The organism is bacterium, from assembly GCA_040754625.1.
Classification (GTDB): Bacteria; JACRDZ01; JAQUKH01; order JAQUKH01; family JAQUKH01; genus JAQUKH01.
Genome location: JBFMCF010000116.1, coordinates 1 through 7,901, shown reverse-complemented (window position 1 = coordinate 7,901; position 7,901 = coordinate 1). Strand labels below are relative to the sequence as shown.

5 protein-coding genes are annotated in these 7,901 nt (G+C 40.0%); all 5 read left to right on the top strand.

The genetic code is table 11. From position 1 onward, the window contains the following. Window positions 1-225: 225 nt before the first annotated feature. Window positions 226-1,554 (top strand): TolC family protein, encoded by a 1,329-nt coding sequence (locus AB1498_11215; GenBank protein MEW6088858.1) that lies wholly within the window; start codon window positions 226-228, stop codon window positions 1,552-1,554. A 15-nt stretch (window positions 1,555-1,569) separates the two neighbouring features. After that, window positions 1,570-3,021 (top strand): HlyD family efflux transporter periplasmic adaptor subunit, encoded by a 1,452-nt coding sequence (locus tag AB1498_11210; GenBank protein MEW6088857.1) that lies wholly within the window; start codon window positions 1,570-1,572, stop codon window positions 3,019-3,021. Then, complete coding sequence (locus AB1498_11205) at window positions 3,018-4,490, top strand: efflux RND transporter periplasmic adaptor subunit (protein MEW6088856.1); 1,473 nt, start codon at window positions 3,018-3,020, stop codon at window positions 4,488-4,490. The genes AB1498_11210 and AB1498_11205 overlap by 4 nt, the downstream gene beginning before the upstream one ends. A gap of 83 nt (window positions 4,491-4,573) precedes the next feature. Next, window positions 4,574-6,529: an ABC transporter permease gene (locus AB1498_11200; GenBank protein ID MEW6088855.1), complete on the top strand. Its 1,956-nt coding sequence runs from the start codon at window positions 4,574-4,576 to the stop codon at window positions 6,527-6,529. Between the two features lie 46 nt (window positions 6,530-6,575). Then, on the top strand, window positions 6,576-7,538 hold the full coding sequence (locus tag AB1498_11195) for an ABC transporter ATP-binding protein (GenBank protein ID MEW6088854.1): 963 nt from the start codon (window positions 6,576-6,578) through the stop codon (window positions 7,536-7,538). Window positions 7,539-7,901 lie beyond the last annotated feature (363 nt).

The window sequence follows — 7,901 nt, the reverse complement described above, 5'->3', positions numbered from 1 at the left end:
ACAATATGATGATTATTATACCTCAAAATTTTCTTAAAAACAGGGGGGAGCATTTAAAAAGTTGATTTTTATCGATAATGATAAGGAATTTTAATAAAATGTCAAAGAGATTTTTGACATTACGTATTAAAAGAAGGAGGAAAATGCCATGAAAAACAAGTCGAAAATTGTCATCACCCAATAATTTTTGGGATGGTTTTCTATTAGAAAAAGGATAATAGTTTTATGAAAAAAATGATACTACTGGTCTTTATTTTTATTTGTGCAGCAGCACAAAAGACATATATATATTCTGAAGGGCAAACCACGGGGTCCATTAATGAATTGACGCTGGATGGGGCGGTTGAAATTGCCCTGGAGAATAATTCTGACTGGAAAATAGCCCAGGAAAATAAGGCAAACGCTTTTCTCCAGAAAAGAAAAAACCAGGCGTCTTTATTTCCCTCTCTTAACATAGGGTCGAGTTATTTGCGCAGGGGGCAGGAAAACGGCAGTCCCGGCATTGTTTCTTCCGGGGTTGTTTCTTCCACGCGGGAGACATATTCTAATTCTTTGTCACTTAGCCAGAATATTTTTAACAGAAGGGTCTATCTTTTAGTCAGCCAGGCCGGTTTATCCGCTTCTCAAACCAGGTTTATTGATTCAAAAGTAAAGCACGAAATTGTTCTGGCGGTTAAAACGGCATACTATAACATTTTGAAACTGCAGTCAAAATTTGAATTTTATAAAGAGTCGTTTGCCCGTGATAAAGAGCAGCTTAAATATTCGAAAGACTTACTTGAGGTGGGGAAGGCCATAAAAACAGATGTCCTGCGCTCGGAGATTACACTCGAGAAAACCAGGCAGAATTTAAACACCGCCCAAAACGATCTTAAATCAGCCAAAATGGTTTTAAATAATCTATTGAATATCCCTCTCGCGTCTGATTTTCAGTATACCGCCAGGGAAAGCATAGACGAAGGAATTAAAAAAATACTGGCGGAACGTTTTATACTTGAAGAATATACCAGCAGGACCCTGCAGAATAATTACCAATTGAAAATAAAAGATTATGACAGGGAAATTTCGGACGTGAATATCGAAATTGCCCGTACGGGTTATTTGCCGGCAGTTACCGGTTCCGGAAGCTATAATTGGAATGACAGTAAACCGGAACTTAAAAATATGGAGTGGCGGGTCGGCATGAATTTGACATGGACTGTTTTTGACGCGGGTTTGACCAGGGCATCAATCAGGCAGGCGGAAACCAGTAAAAACAGGATCGAAGAAGAGCGCAGGAAGATCGAAAAAGAAATACTTTTAAATATCGAAAAAATCCATAACGATTTGGATAATCTGAGGACCTCGCTTGAAATAAACAAAAAAAATCTGGACATGGCTTCCGAGAATTATGATATAGTAAAAATTCAGTATCAAAATGGACTGGTCTCAAATTTAAATTTGATTGATGCCGAGGTCATTTACACGGAATCGAAGATAAATCTTTTAGACGCGTATTATAATTATAAGATTAAATTGGCAGAATGGGAAGAGGCCGTTGGTGAGGAAATATAGAAAGGACATTTTCAGGTGAAAAATAGACTTGTTATCTTCGTGATTTTGATTGTTTTATCCGCTGGCGGTTTTTTTGTGTTTAGAAACATAATGTCCGGGAAAAAAAGCGGAAGTGGTTCTCAGGCGGGCATCGTTGAGGTAAAACGCGGCAATATTTCTATTTCTGTTAATTTGTCGGCAGTCATTAAACCTATAAATGTTGTGGAAATAAAATCCGGGTCAAGGGGAAAAATACTAAGAATGCCAGTTGAAAAAGGCGATTTTTTGGAAGAAGGAGCGCTTGTTGCGGAAATTGAGAATACTTTTGCCAAGCATGCCCAGGAGCAGGCCCTGGCGGACCTGGACGCGGCAAAAACTGAGCTTGGAAAAATAAAAACTGAAATTGAAACTGAAAAAAACAGGAACCAGCGGCTTTTAAAGACCGCGGAAGATAATTTGGGACGTGCAAAACTTGAGTTAAAAAAAGCAATTGAAAAAGAAAAAATGAAGGAGGCATTAAAAAAAGATAATATTGCGACTGAATCGGAACTTATAAAACAAGAGGTAGATCTCAGGTTTGCTATAAATGAAATACAGGAAAAAATTAATAAATTAAATAAAAAAGGACCTGTTCCAAATAAGGAGCTGGGACCGTTAAAAGCAAGATTGGAATCCGTAACATCCGAATATAACCTGGTGCTTGAATATTTGGAATTAACAAAAAAACCAATTGTGGAAGAAAAAATTGATGCGGAGAAATTTGGGATAAAACAAGCGGAAGTGGAACTTGCAAAAGCCAAAGAAAAGATAAAAAAGCAGGAGTCAAGAGAAAAGAGTGTTATTGCGGCGGAATCCGAAGTTTCTAAAAAACAGGAGGCTTTAAAAATTGCCGAAGATAATTTAAAAGGGACCGTAATAACCGCTCCTGTTTCAGGCGCTGTTTTGCGGAAAAATATTGAAGAAGGCGGTGTTCTACTGCCTGAAATGTTGGCTGATACTGCAGGATATACCATAGCTTCAATGGCAAATCTTGAAAATGTTTATATAAATGCCAATGTTGCCGAGAAAAATGCCGGCGGGATAAAAACCGGCCAATCAGTAAAGATAATCGCGGACATATTTCCTGAAAATGTTTTTACCGGGCGCATTACAAAAATAATGCCTAAGAAAGTTGCCATTAAAAAAATAAAGATTTCTGAAATAACGGTTGAAATAAAAAATTCGAAGGCATTACTTTTACCGGAAATGAAAATGGATCTCCAAATGATAATAAAAGAACGTAAAAATGTTTTATTTGTGCCTAATGATGTGATTATAAATGCGGACAATAAGAAAAAGGTATTTGTGGCCAGGGAAGGAAAACCGGTAGAGCGTGAGATTAAAACCGGAATAAGCAACAGGGATTTTACTGAAATTATATCGGGTTTGGAAGAAGGGGAGATTATAAGCAGGCCGGGAAAAGCAGCAAAAAAGGAGATGTCCAGGTGAAAAAGAGAATATTTATTTTAGTGATTTTGATTATTTTGTCTATCGCGGGTTTTTATATATTTAAAAATAAAATATTCAGTGAAAATAAAAAAGGAAAGGAGCAGACAGGTATCATTAAGGTCAAGCGCGGGGACATTTCTATTTCTGTTAACGTAACAGGGACTATTAAACCTTTAAAAGTCGTGGAATTAAAATCCAAGGCAAGCGGGAAGATAATCAGGATGCCTGTGGAAAAGGGGGATTATTTAAAGGAAGGCGAGCTTGTTGCTGAAATAGAAAAGACTTTCACCCAGCCTGTTGTAGACCAGTCGAAGGCGGAACTTAATGCGGCGAAGGCCAGGCTGGAAAAAATAAAAGTTGAGATTGGAGTTGAAAAAGAAAGCAATAAACGTCTGTTGAAAACCGCTGAAAACAACCTGGAAATAGCGAAGATAAAATTAACACAGCTCGAAATTGGTTCGCGTGAGGAGGAGATAAAACGGGCCGAGGCTAATCTTGAAAAGGCGAAATCAAATCTGGATTTATACCGGGGCCAATATGAGCGGATTGGAAAGTTAGGCGAAAAAGGTTTTGTTTCAAAAGATGAATTGGAGTCGTTGAAGGCAAAACTTGAATCCGCGAAGTCAGATTACGAATTGGCATCGCAAAGTTTGGAATTGACAAAAAAACCGGTTACAAAAGAAGAGCTTGATATGGCAAAACTTGCGGTAAGGCAGGCTGAACTTGAAATACAAAAGGCAGGTGAAAATATAAAGTCGCAGGAAGCACATGAAAAAGACATTATCGCGGCAGAGTCGGATGTTATTAAACAGGAGGTATCATTAAAACTTGCCGAGGACAATTTGAAAGATACAATAATCACCGCGCCGATATCAGGAACAATTTTACAAAAAAATGTGGAAGAAGGACAGGTGATATCATCAGGCATGTCGATTACTTCAATTGGGACAACTATTGCCACAATGGCGAATCTTGCCAAGGTATATATCAATGCCAATGTAGATGAAACAGACATAGGTAAAATAAATAACGGGCAGTTGGTAAAGATTACAGTTGATGCATTTCCGAAAAAGCATTTTGAAGGACGGGTAATAAGAATCGCCCCTGAAGGAGTTGTCGTGCAGAATGTTACTACTTTTGAAGTAACGGTTGAGATAAAAAATCCGACCACATTGCTAAAACCCGGAATGAACGCCTCGCTTGAAATGTTAACCGCGGAGGCAAAAGATGTTTTATTTGTCCCGAATGATGTAATTAAAGACAGGGATGGGAAGAAAACCGTATCTATATTATCAGGCGGTAAGCCAGTAGAGCGTGAAATCAAGACAGGGATTAATAATTGGGAGTTTACTGAAGTAGTTTCGGGTTTGAATGAAGGAGAGATAATAAGCAGACAGGACACAGGCACCAAAAAAGGCAATAAAGGCACACAAAATGTTCCAAGGCCGCCAGGATTGTTCGGAAGGTAATTGCAGGGGCGCAATTTATTGCGCCCAAAAAGGCGTAATATCCAATCAGTGCGTGATAAATCACGCCCCTGCAGAAAACAAACATGATTCAAGTAAAAAATCTTACAAAAACATATAAAACGGGCAAGGTTGAATTCAAGGCGCTTCGCGGGATTGATTTTAAAGTTGAAGCCGGTGAATTTGTTGCCATTATGGGGCCGTCGGGTTCAGGGAAATCAACTATGCTGCATCTTCTCGGATTTTTAGACCGTCCGGATTCAGGGGAGTATTTTTTTAACGGCAAAGATACCTCTAAACTTACGGAAAATGATTTAGCCCTTCTCAGAAACCGGTCCATAGGTTTTGTATTCCAGCAGTTTCACCTGCTGCCGAGGTTAACCACTCTTGATAATGTAAAACTGCCGCTTATATACGGCGGGCGTAAACATTTGTTTGAAAATGCGGCCAGGAAGCTTGAAGAAGTGGGTTTGGCGGACAAGATAACGAATTATTCCAATGAGCTGTCGGGAGGACAGCAGCAAAGAGCCGCGATCGCAAGGGCGCTCGTAAATGACCCTGTCATAATTTTCGCCGATGAGCCGACTGGTAACCTAGATACAAAAAGCCAGGAAGAGGTAATGGCAATACTTAAGGACATGAATAAAAAAGGCAAAACTGTTATTATTATAACCCATGAACATGATGTGGCCATGCATGCCAAAAGAATTATCAGGATGCGGGATGGCAAAATAATTTCAGATGAGGTTATTACACCGGAAGTTTCAGTGAAACCGGAATGTGATAAAAATAATGGTGTTTGTGAACATGTTTCTCACGCAGGAAAGGCTGAGTTCCAGGACCATTTGAGGCAGGCCTTTCAGGCGATTTTTTCACATAAAATGCGGTCTCTTCTTTCAATGCTCGGTATTTTTATCGGGGTCGCGGCGGTTATTGCCATGCTCGCCCTGGGACAGGGTGCAAGGGAATCAATTCAGGCCAGATTGTCTTCCCTCGGTTCAAATCTTTTAATGGTCCGGCCCGGTTCCACCCAAATGCACGGAGTGGCGTTGGAAGCCGGTTCGGTTACCCGTTTCACCCTGCTTGACGCGGAGGCTATTTCAAAATTATCGCCCGTGAAAAGGGTATCTCCTTCAGTTAACGGCAGGGGGCAGGTGGTTTATGGAAATAAAAATTGGAACACACAGGTCCAGGGAGTAGGTGTAGATTATGCGGATATGCGGGCATCCGTTCCTGTGTCAGGCAGGTTTTTCACAAATGAAGAATTAATCGGGAAGCAAAAGGTGGCAGTTATCGGCAAGAGGATAGCCGATGAACTTTTCCAAGATATTAATCCTATTGATAAAATTATAAAAATAAACAGCATTAATTTCCGTGTGATTGGTGTTTTTCCCGAAAAAGGGGCGACAGGCTGGCGTGACAATGATGATGTTATAAATGTCCCTGTTACAACTGCGATGTACCGCCTTTTCGGAAAAGAATACCTGAATTCGATTGATGTTGAAATAAAAGAAGCCGGTTTAATGCAGGACGCGCAGGATTTAATAAAAAGGTTGGTCATACTGCGGCACCGGATTCCCAAAAAAGACGAAGATAAATCATTTCAGGTCAGGAATATGGCGGACATCCAGGAAGCTATGCAAAGCACCACAAAAACACTCGCCTGGCTTTTGGGCTCGATCGCAACCATATCTCTGATAGTCGGCGGGATCGGCATTATGAACATTATGCTTGTTTCCGTGACGGAGCGGACAAAAGAAATCGGCTTGAGAAAAGCTATAGGCGCGAGAAGAATCGATATTATGACCCAGTTTTTAATCGAATCGGTAGTAATGACTACGCTTGGCGGGATCGCGGGGATTTTATTCGGCTGCGGGGTTTCAGTATTAATGGCAAAGTTGGCCAAGTGGCCGACAAGCATTTCAACATTTTCAATAATCCTTTCAACAACCTTCTCAATAGGCATCGGCATGGGCTTCGGTCTCTGGCCTGCCAGGCAGGCTTCACGGCTTAACCCTGTCGAGGCACTAAGATATGAATAAAAAAAGGTAATATGATATAATCAAAGTCAAAGGATGAAATCCGGCAATGTTACGTGTAAAAAATCTTTCCGTAAATTTTTTTTTAGATGAGGGTGTCCTTCCCGCAGTTGAGAATGTAAGTTTTCAAATCAGGGAGAAAGAATCCGTCGGGTTGGTAGGCGAATCGGGATGCGGGAAAAGCGTTACGGCGTTATCTTTGTTGAAATTGATACAGAGCCCGCCGGGGAAAATTATTTCGGGCGAAATCAATTTCAAGGGTAAAAATATACTGGAGTTTAATAAAAAAGAATTAACCGCGTTTCGCGGCAATAAAGCCGCGATGGTTTTCCAGGAACCGATGACATCCCTGAACCCGCTTTTTACAGTCGGTAATCAGATTGAAGAAAGCTTTTATCTTCACAGGAAAGAGCTGGACAAAGAAGAGAGAAAGAAGGAAATAATTGAATTGCTGAAGGTAGTCGGCATCCCGTCTCCCAAACTGCGCATTAACGAATATCCTCACCGACTTTCAGGAGGTATGCGCCAGCGCGTGATGATAGCGATGGCACTTGCGTGCAGACCTAGTCTTTTGATAGCCGATGAACCTACAACCGCGCTTGATGTTACTATCCAGGCCCAGATACTCGAACTCCTGAGGGAATTAAAACACAAATTCAGCATGTCTGTTCTTTTAATAACACATGACCTCGGAGTTGTTTATGATTCTTGCGAGCGGGTTATTGTGATGTACGCAGGGAGAATTGTTGAGGAACAATTAGTGGAAGGGCTTTTTTCAAAACCGCTGCACCCTTATACAACCGGGCTTTTAAAATCACTGCCAAAACTTGGAAAACAATACGGCAAAACAAGGCTGGAGGCAATCCCGGGTAACGTCCCAAATCCGATGGAAAAAATTATTGGCTGTAAGTTTAATCCAAGGTGCCCGATGGTTATGGATATATGCAGGAAAGAAGAACCGCAATTAAAAAACATTTCCGATAGCTCTTCCGTGCGGTGCTGGCTTTATTAAAGAATGGTATTTTTATAAATGATATATCCTCCCCGTAATTCTAGAGTTTATCAAATAATTTTACCTGTAAAGTCATTCAAAAATTAATTTGGAATAATTGGGTTTTGGTTTATAATATAAAAAGTTTTTGATTTTATATTAAACTTAGGTTACTTTTAATTTATTGAAAGGAGGTGGGTTAATAAGGGGGATTGAATTTTTAAATAAATAATTTTTTGGTCCTAATACGTAATATATTAAGGAGATGATACGATAAATTAAAAGTCAAAAGTGTTAGGTGAAAACTCTGGATTATAGGTAAAATAAACCATAGTCTGGAGTAGATAGGTTATAGGTTGAATTTGATTCTGGGGCTTAATTGAC